The 22,311-nt window shown below is 64.0% G+C and carries 19 protein-coding genes and 1 pseudogene; 15 read left to right on the forward strand and 5 right to left on the reverse strand.

The window, feature by feature from the left end:
* Nucleotides 1-50: 50 nt before the first annotated feature.
* From PSV40_RS20310 to PSV40_RS20325, 4 genes are all read left to right on the forward strand, one after another.
* Nucleotides 51-1,271 (forward strand): aminotransferase class V-fold PLP-dependent enzyme, encoded by a 1,221-nt coding sequence (locus tag PSV40_RS20310; protein ID WP_300541284.1) that lies wholly within the window; start codon nt 51-53, stop codon nt 1,269-1,271.
* 114 nt (nt 1,272-1,385) lie between these two features.
* Entirely contained in the window at nt 1,386-2,354 is a 969-nt protein-coding gene (locus PSV40_RS20315; RefSeq protein ID WP_300541286.1) for a tripartite tricarboxylate transporter substrate binding protein, read from the forward strand.
* Nucleotides 2,355-2,507: 153 nt separating this feature from the next.
* Nucleotides 2,508-3,746, forward strand: coding sequence for a CoA transferase (locus PSV40_RS20320; RefSeq protein WP_300541288.1), 1,239 nt, complete (start codon nt 2,508-2,510; stop codon nt 3,744-3,746).
* A complete protein-coding gene (locus PSV40_RS20325) occupies nt 3,743-4,531 on the forward strand; it encodes an enoyl-CoA hydratase/isomerase family protein (protein ID WP_300541290.1) in 789 nt (262 codons plus the stop codon). The genes PSV40_RS20320 and PSV40_RS20325 overlap by 4 nt, the downstream gene beginning before the upstream one ends.
* A 9-nt stretch (nt 4,532-4,540) precedes the next feature.
* Here PSV40_RS20325 and PSV40_RS20330 read toward each other — a convergent pair whose 3' ends face one another.
* Nucleotides 4,541-5,440, reverse strand: coding sequence for a LysR family transcriptional regulator (locus tag PSV40_RS20330; protein WP_300541291.1), 900 nt, complete (start codon nt 5,438-5,440; stop codon nt 4,541-4,543).
* A 185-nt stretch (nt 5,441-5,625) separates the two neighbouring features.
* Between PSV40_RS20330 and PSV40_RS20335 the strand changes: the two genes are divergently transcribed.
* From PSV40_RS20335 to PSV40_RS20370, 8 genes are all read left to right on the forward strand, one after another.
* A complete protein-coding gene (locus tag PSV40_RS20335; protein ID WP_300541293.1) occupies nt 5,626-6,507 on the forward strand; it encodes a MaoC family dehydratase N-terminal domain-containing protein in 882 nt (293 codons plus the stop codon).
* Nucleotides 6,508-6,649: 142 nt separating this feature from the next.
* The gene (locus PSV40_RS20340; protein ID WP_300541295.1) at nt 6,650-7,819 is read left to right on the forward strand and encodes an acyl-CoA dehydrogenase family protein; all 1,170 of its coding nucleotides are present in this window, start codon (nt 6,650-6,652) and stop codon (nt 7,817-7,819) included.
* Between the two features lie 246 nt (nt 7,820-8,065).
* On the forward strand, nt 8,066-9,256 hold the full coding sequence (locus tag PSV40_RS20345) for a CaiB/BaiF CoA-transferase family protein (protein WP_300541297.1): 1,191 nt from the start codon (nt 8,066-8,068) through the stop codon (nt 9,254-9,256).
* A 233-nt stretch (nt 9,257-9,489) separates the two neighbouring features.
* On the forward strand, nt 9,490-10,854 hold the full coding sequence (locus PSV40_RS20350) for an MmgE/PrpD family protein (protein WP_300541299.1): 1,365 nt from the start codon (nt 9,490-9,492) through the stop codon (nt 10,852-10,854).
* Nucleotides 10,851-11,759: a CoA ester lyase gene (locus PSV40_RS20355; protein ID WP_300541301.1), complete on the forward strand. Its 909-nt coding sequence runs from the start codon at nt 10,851-10,853 to the stop codon at nt 11,757-11,759. Before PSV40_RS20350 ends, PSV40_RS20355 begins: the two co-directional genes overlap by 4 nt.
* A gap of 222 nt (nt 11,760-11,981) precedes the next feature.
* Nucleotides 11,982-12,992 carry a TRAP transporter substrate-binding protein gene (locus PSV40_RS20360; protein ID WP_300541303.1) on the forward strand — a complete coding sequence of 337 codons (1,011 nt, stop codon included), beginning with the start codon at nt 11,982-11,984 and terminating at the stop codon, nt 12,990-12,992.
* A gap of 41 nt (nt 12,993-13,033) precedes the next feature.
* Nucleotides 13,034-13,570: a TRAP transporter small permease gene (locus PSV40_RS20365; protein WP_300541306.1), complete on the forward strand. Its 537-nt coding sequence runs from the start codon at nt 13,034-13,036 to the stop codon at nt 13,568-13,570.
* Entirely contained in the window at nt 13,567-14,844 is a 1,278-nt protein-coding gene (locus tag PSV40_RS20370) for a TRAP transporter large permease (protein WP_300541308.1), read from the forward strand. The genes PSV40_RS20365 and PSV40_RS20370 overlap by 4 nt, the downstream gene beginning before the upstream one ends.
* 184 nt (nt 14,845-15,028) lie before the next feature.
* Here PSV40_RS20370 and PSV40_RS20375 read toward each other — a convergent pair whose 3' ends face one another.
* Both PSV40_RS20375 and nth read right to left on the reverse strand, forming a co-directional pair.
* Complete coding sequence (locus PSV40_RS20375; RefSeq protein ID WP_300541310.1) at nt 15,029-15,313, reverse strand: GIY-YIG nuclease family protein; 285 nt, start codon at nt 15,311-15,313, stop codon at nt 15,029-15,031.
* A 479-nt stretch (nt 15,314-15,792) separates the two neighbouring features.
* Complete coding sequence (nth, locus tag PSV40_RS20380) at nt 15,793-16,434, reverse strand: endonuclease III (protein WP_300541312.1); 642 nt, start codon at nt 16,432-16,434, stop codon at nt 15,793-15,795.
* A gap of 325 nt (nt 16,435-16,759) precedes the next feature.
* Between nth and PSV40_RS20385 the strand changes: the two are divergent.
* A pseudogene (locus PSV40_RS20385) lies at nt 16,760-16,903 on the forward strand (methyl-accepting chemotaxis protein); the annotation flags it as partial.
* Between the two features lie 356 nt (nt 16,904-17,259).
* The gene (locus PSV40_RS20390; RefSeq protein WP_300541314.1) at nt 17,260-19,233 is read left to right on the forward strand and encodes a PAS domain S-box protein; all 1,974 of its coding nucleotides are present in this window, start codon (nt 17,260-17,262) and stop codon (nt 19,231-19,233) included.
* 18 nt (nt 19,234-19,251) lie between these two features.
* Here the strand turns inward: PSV40_RS20390 and PSV40_RS20395 are convergent, their stop codons facing one another.
* Together PSV40_RS20395 and PSV40_RS20400 are read right to left on the reverse strand one after the other, a co-directional pair.
* Nucleotides 19,252-20,583: a type II toxin-antitoxin system HipA family toxin gene (locus tag PSV40_RS20395; RefSeq protein WP_300541317.1), complete on the reverse strand. Its 1,332-nt coding sequence runs from the start codon at nt 20,581-20,583 to the stop codon at nt 19,252-19,254.
* A 2-nt stretch (nt 20,584-20,585) separates the two neighbouring features.
* The gene (locus tag PSV40_RS20400; RefSeq protein ID WP_300541319.1) at nt 20,586-20,876 is read right to left on the reverse strand and encodes a helix-turn-helix domain-containing protein; all 291 of its coding nucleotides are present in this window, start codon (nt 20,874-20,876) and stop codon (nt 20,586-20,588) included.
* 168 nt (nt 20,877-21,044) lie between these two features.
* On the opposite strand from PSV40_RS20400, the gene PSV40_RS20405 reads away from it, so the two are divergent.
* A complete protein-coding gene (locus tag PSV40_RS20405; protein WP_300541333.1) occupies nt 21,045-22,232 on the forward strand; it encodes a PLP-dependent aminotransferase family protein in 1,188 nt (395 codons plus the stop codon).
* Nucleotides 22,233-22,311 lie beyond the last annotated feature (79 nt).

Here is a 22,311-nt window from a genome sequence, read left to right on the forward strand (position 1 = left end):
AATGAATTTTGTATGCAAAAAATGGTGGTTATTCATGGAGCCCCCGAAATATGTTGACGCTTGACTTCCATCCCACCGGCCGCCACTTCCTGCAAATCCCCGGGCCTTCGCCCGTGCCGGACCGCATTTTGCGCGCCATGAGCCTGCCCACCATCGACCACCGCGGCCCCGAGTTCGGCGCGCTGGGCCTGAAGGTGCTGGCAGATATCCGGAAAATCTTCCAGACCAAACAGCCGGTCATCATTTATCCGGCCTCGGGCACGGGCGCCTGGGAAGCAGCCCTGGTCAACACGCTGAGCGCCGGCGACCACGTGCTGATGTACGAAACCGGCCACTTTGCCGCCCTGTGGCAAAAGCTGGCCACGCGCATCGGCCTGAAAACCGAGGTGATGACCGACCCCGGCGCCGAAGTCTGGCGCCACGGCGTGCGCGCCGACCTGATCGAAGAGCGGCTCAAGGCTGACACCCAGCACAGCATCAAGGCCGTGTGTGTGGTGCACAACGAAACCTCCACCGGCGTGACCAGCAACATCGCCGCCGTGCGCAAGGCGATTGATGCCGCCAGACACCCGGCGCTGCTGCTGGTGGACACCATTTCCGGCCTGGCCTCGGCCGAGTACAAACACGACGAGTGGGGCGTGGACGTCAGCATCAGTGGTTCGCAGAAGGGCCTGATGCTGCCACCCGGCATCAGCTTCAACGCTGTATCAAGCAAGGCGCTGGAGGCCAGCAAGACCGCCAAACTGTCCAAGGCTTTCTGGGCCTGGGACGAGATCATCGAGATGAACAAGACCGGCTACTGGCCGTCCACGCCCAACACCAACCTGCTTTACGGCCTCAACGAAGCCTGCGACATGTTGCTCGAGCACGGCCTGGACGTGGTGTTTGCGCGGCATCAGCGCTGGGCCGAAGGCGTGCGTGCCGCGGTCAGGGCCTGGGGCCTGCAGATCCAGTGCGCCGATGCATCGGTGTATTCGCCCATCCTGACCGGCGTGATGACGCCCGAAGGCGTGGACGCCGACGCCGTGCGCAAGATCATTTACGAACGTTTCGACTGCTCGCTGGGCACCGGCCTGGGCAAGGTCAAGGGCAAGATGTTCCGCATTGGCCACCTCGGCGACTGCAACGACCTGACGCTGATGGCCGCACTGTCGGGCTGCGAGATGGGCCTCAAGCTCGCCGGCGTCAAGCTGGCCGGCTCGGGGGTGCAGGCCGCGATGGACCATTTTTCCAGCCATGCCGCCGTCGTGCCGCTGCGCAAGGCGGCCTGACAGCCGCCGATCGCTGTTTCCCTTTCCTGCTGTCCCTTGCTTTTCCTTCCTTTTCTGCTTTCCCGCGCATCCGCTTCCTTCTGACGATTTCAAAAACACCACTGGAGACAAACCATGCAACGCAGAACCCTTGTGACCGCCGGCGCCGCAGCCCTGGCCTTTCCCTCCCTGATCCTGGCGCAGAACCTGCCCACCGGGCCGGTGCGCATCATCGTCGGCTTCGCACCCGGCGGCGGCACCGACATCCTGGCGCGTGTCATCGGCCAGAAGCTCGGTGAGATGTGGAAGACGCAGGTCATCGTCGAGAACAAGGCAGGCGCGTCGGGAACCATTGCCGCCGACTACGTGGCCAAGCAACCGGGTGACGGCGCCACGCTGCTGATGGCCCACATCAACAGCCAGGCGATCACGCCGGCCCTGCAGAAGGTGAACTACGACGCCGCCAGGGACTTCCAGCCGGTCGTGCTGGTCGGCGTCACGCCCAACCTGCTGATCTGCAACGAAAACCAGCCGGCCAAGACCGTCAAGGACCTGGTCGAGTTGTGCCGCGCCAACCCCGGCAAGATCAGCTTCGGCTCGGCCGGCACCGGCAGTGCGCAGCACCTGGCGCTGGAGATGTTCATGCTGGCCGCCAAGGTCAAGGCCATCCACGTGCCCTACAAGGGTTCGGGCCCCATGCTCACCGACCTGATAGGCGGCACCATCCAGTACAGCTTCGACACCATGACGGCCGCCACGCCGCATGTGAAAAGCGGCAAGGCGATTGCGATTGCGCAAACGCGCCAGCAGCGTGTGCCTGCTTATGCCAACGTGCCGACCATGGCAGAGTCGGGCTTCCCGGGCTTCGAGGCCACCACCTGGTACGGCCTGGCCGGTCCTGCAAAGATGCCGCTGGCCATGGCCAAACGCATGAACGAGGACATCAACAAGGTCATGCTGATGCCCGACGTGATGGAAAAGCTGGCCGCCTCGGGCGCCCAGGACGGCGGCGGCTCAACCGAGAAGTTCGGCGACTTCATGCGCGCCGAGCAGATCAAGTGGGCCAAGATCATCAAGGACGGCGGCGTCAAGGCCGACGCCTGAGCCATGTCGTGGGCGGCGGGGGGCGCTGAGCGGCCCCGCGCGCCTTGCTGTCCTGCCGGCCCGCGCGCCGGCATTTCCGTTGCTCCTCCCATGCCGACGGGGGAGTATTCCCTTTCCGCAAGCCGCGCAACAGCTATCAACAAGGACTACTGAGTGAAAGAAGCGTCAACCAACGAACAGGCGAACAAGGCGGCGCGGCCCCTGCCGCTGGCCGGTGTCCGCGTGCTGGACATCAGCCAGGTGATGGCCGGCCCCTACGCCTGCATGCTGCTGGCGGACATGGGTGCTGACGTGATCAAGATCGAACCGCCGGGCAGCGGCGACCAGACACGCGGCGCCATGGGCTTCAAGATGAAGGGGCCGGATTCACTGGGCTTCCTGAACATGAACCGCAACAAGCGCAGCGTCGCGCTCAACCTCAAGTCCGAGGCGGGCAAGGCCTTGCTGCTGCGGCTGGCGAAAGATGCCGACATCCTGCTGGAGAACTACCGCCCGGGCGCGATGAAGAAGCTGGGCCTGGGCTACGAGGTGCTCAAGGAGGTGAACCCGCGCCTGGTCTACACCAGCATCTCGGGCTTCGGCCAGACCGGCCCCTGGTCCGACCGGCCCGGGTTCGACCTGATGGCGCAGGCCATGTCCGGGGTGATGAGTGTGACCGGTTACCCGGGTGGTCCGCCGGTGAAAGCCGGTGTGCCGGTGGCCGACATCGGCTGCGCGCTGTTTGCGGTGTATGCCACCCTCTCCGCCTACATTGGCGCCAAAGCCAGCGGGCAGGGCCAGCATGTGGATGCGTCGCTGTTTGACTCGGCGCTGGCCTTCTCGGTCTGGGACATCTGCGACTACTGGGGCACGGGCAAGGAGCCTGAGCCGCTCGGCACCTCGAACAAGATGACCGCGCCCTACCAGGCGATGGCCTGCTCGGACGGCTACTTCGTGATGGGCGCGAACAACCAGAAGCTCTGGCTGCAGCTGTGCAAGCTGATGGGCCGTGAAGAGCTGCTGGCCGACGAACGCTTTTCCACCATCTCGCTGCGCCTGGCAAATCGCCACGCGCTGGAGGTGGAACTGGAGAAGTCTTTCCGCCTGCAGCCCAAGGACTATTGGGTCAGCACTTTTCTCGAGGCCGGTATTCCTGCCGGCCCCATCCTGACTTATCCAGAAGCCTTCGCCAGCGACCATGCCAAGGCCCGCGAGATGCGCATGGAAATTGATCATCCTGTCGAGGGCAAGGTGCCCAACATTGGCTTTGCGGTCAAGATGTCCGGCACGCCGCAGCAGGTTCGCCGCCATCCGCCGCGCCTGGGCGAACACACGGCCGAGGTGCTGGCGGAGCTGGGTATCAGCGCCGAGGAACAGGTCGCGCTCGGCGAGCAGGGCGCTTTCGCAGCATGAACGAGCTGAACGACAAAGGCAGCGTCCATCTGGCCATCAGCGCCGGCGTGGCCTCGGTGGTATTCGATCGCCCCGCCGCGCGCAATGCCATGACATGGGCCATGTACGAACGGCTCAACGAAATCTGCGAGCAGCTGGCAGCCGAGACCTCGGTGCGCGTGGTGACCTTTCGCGGCGCCGGCGGCCAGGCCTTTGTGGCCGGCACCGACATCGAGCAGTTCACCACCTTCCGCAGCGGCGAGGACGGCGTGGCTTACGAAAAGCAGATCGACCAGTGCATCGCCCGGCTGGAGTCATTGCCCATGCCGACGGTCGCCGCCATTGAGGGCTGGACCATAGGCGGCGGCCTGGCGATTGCCACGGCCTGCGACTTCCGCATCGCCACACCAGGCTCACGTTTCGGCGTGCCGATCGCCCGAACCCTGGGCAATTGCCTGTCGGTGGCCAACCTGGCGCGGCTCAGCGCCGTGTTCGGCATTCCCCGCGTCAAACGCTTGCTGATGCTGGCCGACATCGTGACGGCCGACGAAGCGCTGGCTTGCGGGTTTCTCACGCAGATCAGCGAGGCCGGCGAGATCGACGCGGTGCTGGCGAGCCTGTGCGAACGCTTGGCCGCCCTGGCGCCGGTGACCCAGCGGGTCAGCAAGGAAGGCCTGCGCCGGCTGGTCAACCATGCGTTGCCGTCCGACGAGGACCTGATTCGCCGTTGTTACGGCAGCGACGATTTTCGCGAGGGTGTGTCGGCGTTTCTTGCCAAAAGAAGCCCGGCCTGGAAGGGTTCCTAGCAAAATTCCTCAGGCGCCATCGCGGTAATGCGCGCACAGCGTTTCGATCAGCGACTCGGCATAACGCGGCAGCGCATCGCGCTTGCGCACCAGGATGTAGCGCTCCCGCACGCTCCAGGGCTCCAGCAGCTCCACCAGCGCGATGCCCATGGCCTCCTGGTTGCGCCGCGCGGCCGATTCCGGAACGATGCCGACGCCCACGCCCGCACCTATCATGCGGCACATCGCGTCAAAGCTCGAGAGCTGGATGCGCAGCTTCAGCGGCTTGCCCAGGCTTTCAACCACCTGCGCCAGAAAGGTCTGCAGCGTGCTGCCCGACTGCATGCCCACCGCGTCTTCGTCCAGGGTTTCGGCAAAGGCAATTTTCTTGCGGCGCGCAAAACGGTGGTTTTTGGCCGTGGCCAGCACCAGCCGGTCGGTGCTGAAGTGAATCGCTTCCAGTCCCAGCGTGTCCACCTGGCCGGCCACGATGCCGATGTCGGCGCGGCCGTCGAGCACGCCGCGCGCAATTTCCGGGTTGGGTTTTTCCTGCAGGTCGATGTTGATCTTCGGGTTGTCCGCCAGAAAGCCCGGCAGGATCTCCGGCAAAAAGTCCGTCACCGCGGTGGTGTTGGCAAACACGCGCAAATGCCCGCGCAGGCCGCCGCCGTATTCCTGCAGGTCGGTGCGCAACTGTTCGGTCTGCCGCAACACCCCGCGAGCGTGGAACAAGAAGGCTTCGCCGGGCGGCGTCAGGCGCACGCCGCGTGCCTCGCGGTAGAGCAGGCTCAGGCCCGACTGGGCTTCGAGCGACTTGATACGCGCACTGGCCGCCGCCAGCGAGAGGTGCTGACGTTCGGCGGCGCGGGTCATGTTGCCTTCGTCGGCGGTCGCCACAAAAAGCCGCAGGTCCGTCAGGTCGAATTGCATGGCAGCATGCTACCGCAAGTCGGTCAAGCCTTCCGTTTGGACGAAGCCTTGCACCAGGCTGTTCCCCAGTAAGTAAGGATCAACACCAGGACGTGCAAAGGGATTTCAGGCTTCGGAATTGGCGAAGGCTGGCTGTTGAAATGGCTGATTGCTTTGTGGCCCGTCCTGCGCCACCATCTCAAATCATGACGCCTGACATTCGCACGATAGACGCCGCCACGCTGGCCCACCTGCAAAGCTGGGTTGGCCGTACCGAAACCCTGGTGGACGACATCACGGCCGCGCCGCTGCGCGGGCTTTCGGCCACGCTGGACCGCGATGACCCGCAGCAGGTGGCCGGCACGGCCGTGCCGCCGCTGTGGCATTGGCTGTACTTTTTGCCGCAACCGCGCCGTTCCGAGATCGGTCCCGATGGCCATGCCAGACGCGGCGGCTTCCTGCCGCCCGTGCCCTTGCCGCGCCGCATGTGGGCCGGGGGGCGGCTGCACTGGCACCAGCAGGTGCTGCAGGTCGGCGATGCGGTCAAGCGCCTTTCGCGCATCGAGTCGGTCACCCACAAGGCCGGGCGCACCGGTGACCTGGTGTTTGTGCTGGTCCGCCACGAGATCCACAACGCGCAGGGCCTGACCCTCAGCGAAGAACACGACATTGTTTACCGCGCCAACCCGCAGCCTGGTGATCCGGTGCCGCCGCCCCAGCCGGCCGACAAAGAGGCAGCCTGGACGGAAACCATCACGCCCGACGACGTGTTGCTGTTCCGTTATTCGGCGCTGACCTTCAACGGCCACCGCATTCACTACGACCGGCGCTACGTCACGGAGGTCGAGGGTTACCCCGGCCTCATCGTGCACGGCCCGCTGATCGCCACGCTGCTGGTGGAACTGGTGCGCAAACACCTGCCCGGTGCCCGTCTGTTGAAGTTCGAGTTCCGCGCGGTGCGGCCGGTGTTTGATCTGTGGCCCTTCAAGTTGCACGGGTTGCCGTCGGCCGACGGCAAGAGCGTCAGCCTCTGGACCGAAGACCACCAAGGCTGGCTCACCATGCAGGCTACGGCGACGCTGGTCTGAGGCTGGAGAAACATCGCCCACCCTTCTGTCATTGCGGACTTGATTCGCCATCCATGCCGGCACACCTGCGTGGGTGGTCAGTAAGGCATGAATCCCGGATCAGGTCCGGGATGACACCGAATTCCAACCGTAGAAGAGTTTCATGAAAACACAAATCCCCACCCCCGACGCCTACCAGGACATGCGCGAAGCGCTGCGCGGCATGCTTGCATCGTTTGACTCCGCCTACTGGCAGAAAGTCGACCACGAGCGCGGCTACCCCGAAACCTTTGTCAACGCCCTGACCGAAGCCGGCTGGCTGGCGGCGCTGATCCCCGCCGAGTACGGTGGCTCGGGCCTGGGCCTGGCCGAAGCCTCGGTCATCATGGAAGAGATCAACTTCGCCGGCGGCAATGCCGGCGCCTGCCACGGCCAGATGTACAACATGGGCACCTTGCTGCGCCATGGTTCGGACGCGCAGAAAAAGCTGTACCTGCCCCGGATTGCCAGCGGCGAGCTGCGCCTGCAGTCCATGGCCGTGACCGAGCCGACGACAGGCACCGACACCACGCAACTCAAGACCACCGCGGTGAAGAAGGGCGACAAATACGTGGTCAATGGCCAGAAGGTCTGGATCTCGCGCATCCAGCATTCCGACCTGATGATCCTGCTGGCCCGCACCACACCGCTGGCCGAGGTGAAGAAAAAATCCGAAGGCATGTCCATCTTCATCGTCAACCTGAAAGATGCGATCGGCCACGGCATGGCGGTGCAGCCGATTGCCAACATGGTCAACCACGAGACAAACGAAGTCTTTTTCGACAACCTGGAAATTCCTGCGGAAAACCTGATCGGCGAGGAAGGCAAGGGTTTCAAGTACATCCTCGACGGCCTCAATGCCGAACGCACGCTGATTGCCGCCGAATGTATTGGCGACGCCTACTGGTTTGTCGACAAGGCACGCAACTACGCGAGCGAACGCGTGGTGTTCAACCGCCCCATCGGCCAGAACCAGGGCGTGCAGTTCCCGATTGCCGACGCCTACATCGAAACCGAAGCCGCCAACCTGATGCGCTTCAGGGCCTGTGAGCTGTTCGACGCCGGCAAGCCCTGCGGCGCCGAGGCCAACATGGCGAAGTACCTGGCCGCAAAAGCCTCGTGGGAAGCGGCCAACGTGTGCCTGCAGACCCATGGCGGTTTTGGGTTTGCCAATGAATACGACGTGGAACGCAAGTTCCGCGAGACCCGGCTGTACCAGGTGGCGCCGATTTCCACGAATCTGATTTATTCGTATGTGGCGGAGCATTTGCTTGGGTTGCCGAGGTCGTTCTGAACGTCGGACTGCATTCATGAAGTATTCTCCAGCGGTGTTGTTCGCCAGCAAGCCGGGTCTCGTCCCGGCGGGCGAGGTTCGGCCAAGGCTGCGTTCAATCACCGTTCGGGCTGAGCCTGTCGAAGCCGCCTTTGCCGCGTGCATTGGAGGTTCACCAGCAAGCCGGGCTACCCCCGGCTTGTCGGCAAACAACCACCGGCACCTCAATGCCGCGGCCCGGGCGATTCATGTCCGAACGGACGAACTATGAACAAACAAACAAGACCCCTCGACGGCATCACCGTCATCTCCCTGGAACACGCCATCGCCGCGCCGTTCTGCACCAGGCAGCTCGCCGACCTGGGCGCACGCGTGATCAAGGTCGAACGTCCCGGCGTCGGCGACTTTGCGCGGGCTTACGACCAGCGTGTGGACGGCATGGCCTCGCATTTTGTCTGGGTGAACCGCTCCAAGGAAAGCCTGACGCTGGACTTGAAGCAACCCGGCGCACTGGCCGTGCTCAAACAGCTGCTGGAAACCGCCGACGTGCTGGTGCAAAACCTCGCGCCGGGCGCGGCCGCGCGCATGGGCCTGGGTTATGACGACCTCCGTGTCGCCAACCCCAAACTGATCGTCTGCGACATTTCGGGTTATGGCGACGACGGCCCCTACCGCGACAAGAAAGCCTACGACCTGCTGATCCAGAGCGAGGCCGGTTTCCTGTCGGTGACCGGCACGCCTGACGAACCCTGCAAGGCGGGCAACTCGGTGGCCGACATTGCCGCCGGCATGTATGCCTACAGCAGCATCCTGGCCGCGCTGCTGCAACGCGGCAAGACCGGCCAGGGCTCGCACATCGACGTGTCCATGCTCGAGTCGCTGGCCGAGTGGATGGGTTACCCCATGTATTACGCCTACGCCGGTGCCACGCCGCCGCCGCGCAGCGCGGCATCCCACGCGACGATTTATCCCTACGGCCCGTTTGCGGCTGGTGACGGCGGCACTGTCATGCTCGGGCTGCAGAACGAACGTGAATGGGTGATTTTCTGCAAGGTTGTGTTGCAACAGCCCGGGCTGGCGACCGATCCGCGTTTTGACAGCAACGCGCGACGCAACGAACACCGCGATGCACTCAAGGCCATCATCCTTGCGGCCTTTGCCGGCATGAGCACCGCCGAGGTGACCACCCGGCTCGACGAGGCGCAGATTGCCAACGCCCGCATGAACAGCATGGCCGAACTCTGGGCGCATCCGCAGCTCAAGGCGCGTGACCGCTGGCGCCAGGTGGCGTCGCCGGTCGGCGACCTTCCCGCACTGCTGCCGCCGGGCCGCATCAACAGCTTTGACTACCGCATGGACCCCATCCCTGCAGTCGGCCAGCACACGCACGCCATCCTGCGGGAACTGGGGCAGGGCGATGACGCCGTTGCCGCGCTGCAGCAGACAAATGCTATTTAATTGATAGCTGCTTGCGCTTATAAATAAAGGGCTGGAGGCGATTTTGTTATCAAAGCCATCCCCGTTTGCCATTGCGGGCCCGACCCGCAATCCATGCCCCGGCTGCCCGCGACTGTGGTTCATGCGGCATGGATCCCGGGTCACGCCCGGGATGACAAGCCAGGGTCCGGGATGACAGTCAGGATGACAGGCCGGGGCCCTTGCCCGATTTTGAAATGATTTGAGGAAGCACCATGAACACCACACCTACCGCCGAACTTGCCGCCTTCGCCGCTGGCCTGAGCTTCGACGCCATTCCCGCACCTGTCGTGCGCAAGGCCGAAGACCTGCTGGTGGACTGGTTCGGTTCGGCAATCGCGGGCAAGGGCTCGCGCCCGGTCGAGACCATCACGCGTTTTGCCGCCAGCATGGGGCCGGCGGGCGGCGCGGCCGAAGTGCTGATCAACCGCAGCCGGACCAGCGCCTACTTTGCCGCCATGGCCAACGCGGCCGCCTCGCATGTCGCCGAGCAGGACGACGTGCACAACGGCTCGGTGTTCCACCCCGCCACGGTGGTGTTTCCGGTGGCGCTGGCGATGGCGCAGACCTTGGGCAGCAGCGGCAGGCAGATGCTCACCGCCGCGGTCGCCGGTTACGAGGTCGGCATCCGTGTCGGCGAGTTTCTGGGCCGCTCGCACTACAAGGTGTTTCATACCACCGGCACCGCCGGCACGCTGGCGGCGGCAGCCACGGCGGGCAGCCTGCTGGGCCTGAGCCCGGCGCAGATGCAGCACGCCTTCGGCTCGGCCGGCACGCAGTCGGCCGGGCTCTGGGAGTTTTTGCGCACGGCCGCCGACTCCAAACAACTGCACACCGCGCACGCTGCCGCCGCCGGCCTGATGTCGGCCTGCCTGGCACAGGACGGTTTCACCGGCGCGGCGCAGATTCTCGAAGGCCCGCAAGGCATGGCCGCCGGCATGTCCAGCGACGCCGATCCGGCCCGGCTGACCGCCGGCCTCGGTTCACGCTGGGCCACGGCCGAGACCTCGTTCAAGTACCACGCGTCCTGCCGCCACACCCACCCGGCGGCCGACGCGCTGCTGCAGGTCATGCAGGCCCACCAGCTGGCACCGGCCGACATTGCCAGGGTGGTCACCCATGTGCACCAGGGCGCCATCGACGTGCTGGGCCCGGTGCTGGACCCGGCCACGGTGCACCAGAGCAAGTTCTCCATGGGCACGGTGCTGGCGCTGGTCGCGCGGTTCGGCCACGCCGGCCTGGTCGAGTTCGACCAACATTTTCGCGAAGACGCCACCACGGTCCTGCGCGACCGGGTCACGATGGTGCTCGATGCCGAGGTGGACGCCGCCTATCCGCAGCGCTGGATTGGCAAGGTCACCGTCACCACGCTGGATGGCCGCGTGCTGCAGGGCAGGGTGGACGAACCCAAGGGCGACCCCGGCAACACCCTGAGCCGCGAAGAGATCACCGCCAAGGCGCTGCGGCTGGCCGCCTTCAGCGGCGGCGCCACGCCGGGCGACATGCAGGCAGCCGTCGATGCCTTGTGGCAAGTCGCGTCATGGACGCGCGTGGGCCTGCTGCTGGAAGGCAAGGCATGAGTGGGTCCGCCGGCCAGCCGCTGGCGCTGGCCCGCTCCTTCCTGTTCGTGCCTGCGACCCGGCCCGAGCGCTTCGCCAAGGCGCTGGCCTCGGGCGCCGACGCCGTCATCATCGACCTCGAAGACGCGGTCGCCCCCGGCGAGAAGGCGCAGGCGCGGCAACTGCTGGCGCAGGCCTGGGCTGGCCTCGCGCCGGCCGGGCGCGCACGCGTGCTGGTGCGTGTGAATGCGGGCCATACGGTTTGGCATGGCGATGACCTGAACCTGCTGGGCGGGCTGGTTGGGCTGGGCGTGGCCGGCGTGGTGCTGTCCAAGGCTGAACATGCGGCCCAGCTCTCGCATGTAGCGGCGGTGCTGGGCTCTGGGTGCGCGCTGGTGCCGCTGATTGAATCTGTTGCCGGCCTCGATGCCGCCGACGCACTGGCGCGTTGCCCCCAGGTGCTGCGGCTGGCTTTTGGCAACCTCGACTTTCAGGCCGATGCCGGCCTGGCTTGCGGACCCGACGAATCCGAACTGACGGCGGTTCGGCTGGCGGTGCTGCTGGCTTCGCGCCGCGCGCAGCTCCCTTCACCGATCGACGGTGTGACGGCGGACACGCAGGACACGGAACAACTCGCGCGCGATCTGCTGCGCAGCCGCCGCGGCGGCTTTGGTGCCAAGCTGTGTATTCATCCCTCGCAGGTGGCGGCGGTCAATGCTGCATTCACCCCCAGCCCGACCGAGATCGACTGGGCGCGTCGCGTGCTGGCTGCCAGTGATGCCGCAGGCGGTGGCGTGGTCAGCCTCGACGGCCGCATGGTGGATGCGCCGGTGTTGCTGCTCGCGCAGCGCACGCTGGCCCGTGCAGCCGATGCAGCCAATGCAGCCGATGCAGCGCATGGGCATGGAGGGCCGGACCATGCCTGAGAAGGGTTTGTCCGAATGTTTTCCGGAGCCGCTCGCCGCAAGATGGGCGCTGTACCTCCAACCGGCGACACGGGGCATTTCCCCAGCGGGAGACCCGACGCGACGCTGCTGCACATCCCTACCCGGGCATCGGTTTGTACGTATGGAGATCGAGCGCTGACAAGCCTATATTCCCATCCAGACGGATGTTCAATCCGCCCCTTTTTTTAACCAGGAGACATCATGAAAACAATCCATCGTTTGCGCCGTACCCTTCTCGCCACGGCGCTTGCCGCCGGCGCGCTGGCACTGCCGTTCGCCGCATCGGCCCAGGCACCCATCGTGATCAAGTTCAGCCACGTGGTGGCCGAGCAGACACCCAAAGGGCAGGGCGCACTGAAGTTCAAGGAGCTCGCCGAGAAAAAGCTCCCGGGCAAGGTGCAGGTGCAGGTGTTCCCGAGCTCGCAGCTGTTCGGTGATGCCAAGGAGCTCGAAGCGCTGCTGCTCGGCGACGTGCAGTTCATCGCGCCTTCGCTGTCCAAGTTCGACCGCTACACCAAGAAGATCCAGGTCTTCGATCTGCCTTTCCTGTTTGACGACATCGAGGCGGTGGACCGCTTCCAGTCCGGCCCGCAAGGCAAGGCTTTGCTGGAGGCCATGAAGGGCCGTGGCCTGCTCGGCCTGGGCTACTGGCACAACGGCATGAAGCAGTTGTCCACCAACAAGGACAAGCTGGTTCGCCCCGATGACGTCAAGGGTCTGAAGTTCCGCATTCAGGCGTCCGACGTGCTCGAGGCACAGTTCCGCGCGCTGGGTGCCAATCCGCAAAAAATGGCGTTCGCCGAGGTCTACCAGGCCTTGCAGACCGGTGTGGTCGACGGCCAGGAAAACACCTGGTCGAACATCTACTCGCAGAAGTTCCATGAAGTGCAGAAGACCATTGCCGAAACCAACCACGGCGTGATCGACTACATGGTCGTCACCAATGTCAAGTGGTGGGACGGCCTGCCGGCCGATGTGCGCAAGGGCCTGACCGAAGCCATGACCGAAGCCACCGCCCATGCCAACAAGCTGGCGCTCGACATCAACGAAGCCGACCGCAAGAAAATTGCCGAGGCGGGCAAGGCCAAGATCCAGAAGCTGTCCAAGGACGACGTGGCGGCCTGGCGCAAGTCCATGGAGCCGGTCTGGAAGAAGTTCGAAAGCGACATCGGGCGTGACCTGATCGACGGCGCCCTGAAGTCCAACAAGTAACCACAAGGAAAGGGCCCGCCTGGCGGGCCCTTTGTACATTTATGCGTTGGCTAGAACATTTCGAGGAAGGCCTGATCACCTTCCTGATGGCGGCGATGACCCTGGTCACCTTCATGCAGGTGATTGCGCGTTACGTTTTCAACTACAGCTTTGTCTGGGCGCTGGAACTCACCGGCGTCATGTTTGCGTGGCTGATTTTTGTGGGCATGTCCTACGGCGTGCGCGTCGGTGCGCATATCGGCGTTGATGCCGCGGTCAAGTCGCTGGGGGCCGGCGCTGCACGCGTGGTCAGCTCCATCGCCATCGTGCTTTGCATCGCCTATGCGCTCATCGTCGCTTTCGGCAGCTTTCAGTATGTGCACAAGATATACAGCGTTGGCATCCTGATGCAGGACATTCCGATCCAGACCTGGATACCGCGCATCATCCTGCCGCTGGGTTTTCTGCTGCTCGCCTTCCGCTTTTCCCAGGTGTTGTGGCGGCTGGCCACCGGCCAGGACGCCCACCTGCTGGGCGACGAAGCCGAGCAAGCCCTCAAGCTCAAGGACGACCCCTCTTTTGGCGAGGTGCGGAAATGACCATTGCCGCGCTCTTCATTCTTCTGTTTGCCTTCATGGCGGTGGGCATGCCGGTCGCGGTGGCGCTCGGCCTGTCCTCCATCCTGACCATCCTGCTGTTTGCACAGGACTCGCTGGCCTCGCTGACGCTCAAGCTGTTCGAGACTTCCGAGCTGTACACCCTGCTGGCCATTCCGTTTTTCATTCTCGGCGGCAACTTCATGACGACGGGTGGTGTGGCGCGCCGCATGATACGGTTCGCCAATGCCTGCATCGGGCACTTTCGTGGTGGCCTGGCCATGGCGTCGGTGCTGGCCTGCATGTTGTTCGCAGCGGTGTCGGGCTCATCGCCCGCCACGGTCGTGGCGGTGGGTGCCATCGTGATCGCCGGCATGGTCAAGGCCGGCTACCCGCAGAACTTTGCCGCGGGGGTCATCTGCAACGCCGGCACGCTCGGCATCCTGATCCCGCCCTCCATCGTGATGGTGGTCTACGGCGCCGCCACCGAGACCTCGGTCGGCAAGCTCTTCATGGCCGGCGTCATACCGGGCATCCTGCTCGGCCTGATGCTCATGCTGGCCATTTACGTGCGTGCCCGCATGCTCGACCTGCCGCGCCAGCCGCGTGCGCCCCTGGGCGAGATCCTGAAAGCCGGCCGCGACTCGCTCTGGGGCCTGCTGCTGATCGTCATCATCCTGGGCGGCATCTACGGCGGCATCTTCACGCCGACCGAAGCCGCGGCGGTGGCCGCGATCTACGCCTTCTTCATTGCCGTGTTCGTCTACCGCGACATCGGCATGAAACAGGTGCCCAAGGTACTGCTGGATTCCGGCAAGGTCACCATCATGCTGATGTTCATCGTGGCCAATGCACTGCTGTTTGCGCATGTGCTGACGACCGAACGCATTCCGCAGACCATTGCCGAAACCATCATCGGCTGGGGCATGCCGGCCTGGCAGTTCCTCGTGGTGGTCAACATCCTGTTGCTGATCGCCGGCATGTTCATGGAGCCGACCGGCATCATCCTGATCATGGCGCCCATCCTGTTTCCCATTGCCACGCGGCTGGGCATAGACCCTGTTCACCTGGGCATCATCATGGTGGTGAACCTGGAGATAGGCATGGTGACGCCGCCCATAGGGTTGAACCTGTTTGTCACCGCGGGCATCACCAAGATGTCCATCCTCGGTGTGGCGCGCGCGGCCCTGCCGTGGACGCTGGTGCTGTTGCTGTTCCTGATGATCATCACCTACGTGCCGGCCATCACCATGTTCCTGCCCAACATGCTGTTCTGAGCCGCGCCGGACCTGCCGGCGAACCGATGAGCGCCGCCCCCATGGGCGGCGTTTTTCGTGGAGGCTTGATATAAAATCGGCCTCCAGCCCAGGCGGGATAAGCGCAGGCAGCTATAAAAACAGTAGTAAATCTTCTGGAGCTGCCTCCACGGTAGCCAGGTGATGCTTCGCAGGGCATGTATCGTTAAGGCAGCGTCCCGTACAGGTCCCGCCACTCCGGGTTGGACTTTTCGATCATCGCCACCTTCCACTCCCGCTTCCAGTTCTTGAGCTGCTTTTCCTTGTGGATGGCCGCTTCGATGGATGGTGTGATCTCGAACCACACGAGTTGATCAACAGCGTAGCGGCTCGTGAAGCTCTCGATGGCTGCATTTTTGTGCTCATACACGCGGCGAACCAGGTCGTTGGTAACGCCGATGTACAAGGTGCCGTTTTTCCCGCTGGCCATGAGATAGACGAAGTAGTCCATGGCGCATTGTTGCTGGAATTGTCATCTCAGCCCCCAGTCTGTCATCCTGGCTCCCGTTTGTCATCCCGGACTCGATCCGGGATCCATGCTGCATGAACCACGGTCGCTGGCAGGCGTGACATGGATTGCGGGTCACGCCCGCAATGACAGGCGAGAGAGGCCTTCCGGATCTGTCATGCCGGACTTGATCCGGGATCCATGCGACGCAGACCACCTGCGCAGGGGTGCAGGCTTGGATGGCGGGTTAAGTCGAATGGCACTTACTTAAGCCGCGAATACCAGGAAACCTGCCAGTCGGGATGACAGGCGGGGACGTGGATGACGCCTGAAGTTGTCATTGCGGACTTGATCCGCAATCCATGCCTCGCGGGCCTGCCCGGTGGAACATGCGGCATGGATCCCGGCTCAAGGCCGGGATGACAGACTTTTTGGCTTATGTAAGTGCCATTCGGGTTAAGTCCGTGACGGCCACCCCGGCTTCAGCCCGGTTGCGGCGTCTTCGGCGTGTAGTCACAATACGGCGCCACCGCGCACTGCCAGCACAGCGGCTTGCGCGCCAGACACACATAACGCCCGTGCAGGATCAGCCAGTGGTGCGCGTCCACCAGGTACTCGGGCGGAATGCGCTTGAGCAGTGTCAGCTCGACTTCCAGCGGCGTCTTGCCCGGCGCCAGCCCGGTGCGGTTGCCCATGCGGAAGATATGCGTGTCCACCGCCATGGTCGCCTCGCCAAACGCGGAGTTGAGCACCACGTTGGCCGTCTTGCGGCCCACGCCGGGCAGGGCCTGCAGTGCTTCGCGGCTGCGCGGTACCTGGCCGCCGTGGTTCTCCACCAGCATGCGGCAGGCTTGCATCAGGTGTTTGGCCTTGCTCCGGTACAGGCCGATGGTCTTGATGTAGCCCTCCAGCCCTTCCTGGCCCAGGTCCAGAATTTTCTGCGGCGTGTTGGCCACCGGGAACAGCTTGCGCGTGGCCTTGTTCACGCTCACGTCGGTGGCCTGGGCGCTCAGCAACACGGCCGCCAGCAGCTCGAACACGCTGGTGTATTCCAGTTCGGTCACCGGCAGGGGGTTGGCGGCTTGGAGCGTGGCAAAAAACGGGGCGATGTCGGCGGTTTTCATGCCCTGCAGTGTATGAGCTGCCCGCGAAGGGAATAAAATGGTGGGGGTGCTTCAGGTGACCCCGGGCCGGCGTGGCGCCTGGGCGGGGCATGAAAACCCTCGGACGCCCTCAACATTTCACAAGGATTGCCGTTATCCATGGAGGCAGTCGTCAACAAGCTGTCAAGTGTGGGTGGCTGCAATACAGGAACCGTCCTCTTGTCGGAACGAGGCAGACGAGGTGGAGTCCCTGGTGACTGCTTGCAGCGCTTGCGAAAAATGGGGTTTACAAGTCGTCCGGCCGCCCGGATTTTTAAGAGATCAAGAAAATATCATCATGAAAAAGCAGATCAACCAGGCGGTCACGCAAATGGACCAGGTGACGCAGGAAAACGCCGCGCTGGTCGAGGAAGCGGCAGCCGCTGCGTCCTCGCTGCAGGAGCAGGCCAGCGGGCTCAGTCAGGTGGTCAGTGTGTTCAGGCTGGATCAGGAGCAGGTGACCCAGCTGGCGCCACGGCAGCGCACTGCAGCTGCGAAACCTTTCAACCGACACGCTTCACCCCAACAGCCGCCCAAGGCCATGCCGGCCATTGCCGGGCCGGCAGGCCAGCTGGCCACGGCCGGGGGCAGCTGGGAGACGTTTTAAGCAATGTCCTTCGCCGCAAGGTGGATTCCCGCCTGCGGGGGAGACCGGTGATCGGCAGAATATTGACGCAAATCAAGTCCCGGGCGGAGTGCCGATCCGACACCAAGTATGCATATTGATTAGCCGGTTGGTGCGCAGCAGGCCTTCCGGGGGCATGGTGCGGGGTGTCAAGCGCGCTTGACCGGCTTACAGAAAGAACCATGCCTTCCTCTTCGATCAACACCTTGGACCTTGGTGACAGCACCCGAAACGGGGCAGCGGCGCTCCTGGCGGGCGTGCTGGAATCCGCCATGGACGCCATCATCACCGTGGACGAGCAGCAGCGCATCGTCATGTACAACCATGCGGCGGAACAGGTCTTCGGCTGGTCGCGGCAAGAGGTGTTGCTGCAGCCCCTCGAAAAGCTGATGCCCCAGCGTTTTCGCGCGGATCATGCCCAGAACGTCGAGCGTTATGGCAACACCGGCGTGACTTCCCGGCGCATGGGCGGGCGCAGGGTCATCTATGGCCTGCGCCGCAATGGCGAGGAGTTTCCCCTGGACGCCTCGATCTCCGTGCTCCATACCGCCGAAGGCAAACTGTTCACGACCATTGTTCGCGACATCACGGAACTGGACCGTCTTCAGCGGGAGCAGGCCGACAACGACGCCCGGCTGCGCGAGAGTCAGCGCCGCCTGCAGGCGGCGCAGCGGCTTGCACGCATCGGCTACTGGCAGATTGACCTCGACACCAACCTGATGTGGTGGTGCGATCAAGCCTGCGATGTCCTCGGAGTGGAGCGTTCTTTGCTGGACGCTTCCTATGAAGGGCTGCTCCGGCTGATCCATCCCGGTGACCGCCAGGCTTTCGCGACCGAGCGCGACGCGGCTGTCCGGGCTGGATTGCCGCTCGACGCCGAGTTCCGGGTGATCACGGATTCCGGCGAGGAACGCTGGATCCATCTGCTCGGCTGGATCGAAGGCGAAGGCGAAGGCGAGGGCACGCAGGCACGCCGTCGTACCGGCCTGATTCGGGAGATCACCAACCGCAAGCGTTCTGAAGGGGTGATTGCCCGCAGCCTGGAACTGCTCAACCACACCGGGGCGCTGGCCAAGGTGGGCGGGTGGGAGGTGGTGATGGAGTCCATGGCGACTTATTGCTCCGACGAGATTTTCCGTATCCATGAGCTCGACCCTTCGGCGGGCGTCACCCTGGAGGGCCTTCTCGGTTTTTATGCGCCTGAAGTGCATCCCGTGATACGGGCCGCGGTGGATGCCGCCATCCGGCACGCCACCCCCTGGGACCTGGACCTTCCGCTCGTCACCGCCAAAGGCAGGCGCACCTGGGTTCGAACGCAGGGCCAGGCCATCCTGCAGGACGGCAAGCTGGTGCGCCTTTTCGGCGTGTTGCAGGACATCACCGAAATCAAGGCCACCGAAGCGGCCCTGCGCATGTCGAATCATGAGCTCGAGGCTTTTTCGTATTCGGTCTCCCATGACCTGCGCTCGCCGCTCAACAGCATCAACGGCTTCAGCCATTTGCTGGCCAGGAAAGTGAAGGGCACCCTGGACGCGGATGCGAAGCACTACCTGGCGCGCATCCAGGCCGGTACGCGGCAGATGGGGCAACTGATCGAAGGCCTGCTCGCACTCGCCGAGGTCTCGCGCACCTTGTTGGGCAACGAGCTGGTGGACCTGTCCACCATGGCCCGCGCCATCCTGGACGATTGGCAGGTGCGCGAGCCCGGGCGCCATGTCGTGGTGCATATTGAAAAGGGGCTGCAGACCCGAGGCGACGCCCGGCTCATCCGGGTGGGGATGGACAACCTGCTGGAAAACGCGTGGAAATTCTCTTCGCAGAAAGCCCTGGCCGAAATTACCGTCGGCCAGAAACCCGCCGCAGACGGTCGGCTGGCTTTTTTTGTCAGCGACAACGGTACCGGTTTCGACATGGCCTATGCCAACAAGCTGTTTACCCCGTTCCAGCGTTTGCACGGGGTCACGGAGTTTTCCGGCATGGGCATTGGCCTGGCCACCGTCAGCCGCGTGATAACCCGGCACGGCGGCCGGCTCTGGGCTGAGGCGGCGCCCGGTCGCGGGGCCACCTTTTTCTTCACCCTGCCGGGCGGCGTGGCTGCGGCAGGTGGTGGCGCCAGCCAACTGCAGCCGGGCCCCAGCCCGTCGCCGCAAGCCTGACAACTTCCCCTTGCGTGGTCATGGCAGCTCCGCCATGAATTTCTCGGCCTGGGCCAGCATGCCGGCCCGGATCGGCTTGAACACGCGCTGCGGAAAACCATCAGGCAGCCCGGCCGCCACCCGCTCCAGTGCGTCGGGCACCTGCAGCACCAGCGCCACCATGTGGTCAAACGCACCGGGTACGCCGCTTTGCTGCGCCAGTGTTTGCCAGTGGCGGGTATGGATTTCGTGCAGGTGGTAGTGCGTGTTCTTGCTGCCTAAATTTGAGCGAATAGCCATCGCCAGCTTGGCACGGCGCGGATGCACCTGATTCGGTCCCGTGCCCATGATGGGCCAGATCGACAGCACGTCATACAGCGGTGTCATGCGGTAGCCGCCGCCTCGTTCGAGAAAGATCGAGAAGTTCTTCGCATGGCCGTCGGTGGCGGCCATGAGCCAGAAGGCGAGCTGGGCCAGAACAAAGCGCAAGCTGTCTTCGCGCGGGTTGTTTCCACCAGCAAGCAATGCCAGCCCGGCGCGTAGGCCTGGGCCGCCATCACTCTCGTACTTCAGCTCGCCGGGTTGTCCGCTGGCCTGGCAGAAATCTTCTTGCGGCAGACGGGCTATCCAGCGCTTGCCTTCGGCCCAGCGCCTGTCAAACCGCTCAACAATCAGCACTTTCTGCTTGCCGAACAGTCCCATTTCTGTGGGCGCCACGGCAAAACCCAGCGCGGCCAGCAGCGTGGCGCAAAGCCATTCGTTTTCCACCGAATCCGACATGTCCGCGCGAATGTTGCCCACCAGACCGAGCGGGAGCTTGAAAATATGGGTGGTGGGGGTGGCACCTTCCGGCAGGTGCCATTGCTGCCCGACCTTCAACAAGGCGGTTTTTTCCTGTGCGCCGGCGATGGAGATGCGAAAGGCGTCCGGCAGAAAGGGTTCAGCCGCACCGTCGCTGGTCACGTCACGCAACAGGGCCTCTACCTGGTGCTCGGTCAGGGGCGTGCTGTCAACGCGGTCATGCGGTGGAGGCGGTTCACCAGCGGGCATCAGCTGAACGGCGCCGACGCAGTCGCGCCCGATGGCCGCCAGCAGGTCGGCGGCGCGGGTCGAAGGGGTGCCAAAACGGCGCCTCAGCCGGTCCCTGATGTGTTTGCTGTCAGGCAGCAGGTTGTCAAAATAGTGTTCTACCCTGGCGCCCATCACATCGCCGCCACCAGCAGGCAACGGGAGCGATACCGAAAGCGGCCGTGCATGGGGTGACTGCCGCCACCCATCGTCGTACCGCAGGCCGGGTGTTCCGGTGCGCGTCCAGAACCAGACGCCGACGCGCTGGCCGTTCATCCAGATGTCCAGGTCAGCAAACGCCATGTTTACCAGTCCGCCGGTGGTTCCCCGGCCTTGGCCGCGGGTGAGGGGGCGGCGTCGGCGTAGCGCTGGGTGTCTGCCAGCAGCAGCCGCGCGTCCAGTGCGTGCAGGACCTGCAGCAATTGGTCCAGGCTGACCGCGCCGGGGTTTTTCTCGATGTCGGCGATGCGCACCTGCTTGACGCCAACGCGTTCACCCAGCGCAGTCTGCGTCATGCCACGCGCCTTGCGCAGCGATTTCAGGTGCACCGACAACTGGGCCGATGTCTGAACGGGGAAGGTCTGAAGGGTGTTCATGCAAATACCACCTTGGAGCGATATATGCACTTTATTGTTTAAATACGATATTGTCAATATATCGCTAATCAACGATTCTATTGATGGTGCTCATGATGATGCGCCGCCGGCGTGCGCGGGCGTTAACATCCAAGGCAACCCATTTCCACCCCGAGACCTGCCATGCCCCTGCCATTTGCCGACCGCCTCAACAACGTAGAAACCTCTGCCATCCGCGAACTGTTCAAGCTGCTGGGCAAGCCCGGCATCATCAGCTTTGCCGGCGGCTTTCCCGACAGCGCCATGTTCGACGTGGCCGGCATCCAGGAAGCCGTCAATCAGGCCCTGACGGAAGAACCCGGCGCCGCGCTGCAATACGGCGCCACCGAAGGCTACAACCCGCTGCGCGAACAGCTCGCCGCCTTCATGGGCAGCAAGGGCGTGAGCGTGGAGCCCGACGGCCTGATCGTCACCACCGGCAGCCAGCAGGCGCTGGACCTGCTGGGCAAAACCATGATCGACCCCGGCGACAAGGTGATCGTCGAAGGCCCGACCTTCCTGGCCACCATCCAGTGCTTTCGGCTTTACGGCGCCGACCTGGTCAGCGCCCCGGTGGACGCCAACGGCGTGGACACCGACGCGCTGGAAAAACTCATGGCTGAGCACAAACCCAAGTTTGTGTACCTGATTCCCACCTTCGGCAACCCCAGCGGCGCCATGCTGAGCCTGGAGCGCCGCAAGAAAGTGCTGGCCCTCGCCGTCAAGTACAACACCCTGATCGTCGAGGACGACCCGTACGGCGACCTCTACTTCAACGAAGCGCCACCGCCGTCCATCCTGAGCTTGTCGAAGGACGTGCCCGGCAGCCGCGAACTGATCGCCCATTGCGGCAGCATGAGCAAGGTGCTGAGCCCCGGCCTGCGCGTGGGCTGGATGATTGGCCCCGCCGAGTTGCTGGCCAAGGCCACCATGTGCAAGCAGTTCAGCGACGCACACACCAGCACCTTTGCCCAGGCCACCGCCGCGCAATACCTCAAAGCCGGCCGCATGCCCGCCACCCTGGCCCGCGTGCGCAAGGTGTACGGCGAACGCGCCGTGGCGATGGGCGCCGCGCTCAAGCGCGAGCTGGGTGATGCGGTGGAGTTCACGCAACCGCAAGGCGGCTTGTTCTTCTGGGCCCGGCTCACGGGTGCGGGTGGCAAGACCAAAGACGCCGGCGAGTTTGCGAAGAGGGCGATTGAGCAGGGCGTGGCGTTTGTGCCGGGGGCGCCGTTTTATGCGGGTAAGCCGGACATGGCTACCTTCAGGCTTAGTTTTGCTACAGCGGATGTGGGGAAGATTGAAGAGGGTGTTGGAAGGCTGGGTAAAGCGCTTTGAACCAAATGGCTGGCTTGGCGGATACCGGGGGTGTCTGAATTTCTGTGTGTGAGGCGAGATTGCCTGCCCGAGGTTTGGG

Origin of the sequence: Polaromonas sp. (assembly GCF_029945925.1) — a bacterium.
Taxonomy (GTDB): Bacteria; Pseudomonadota; Gammaproteobacteria; order Burkholderiales; family Burkholderiaceae_C; genus Polaromonas.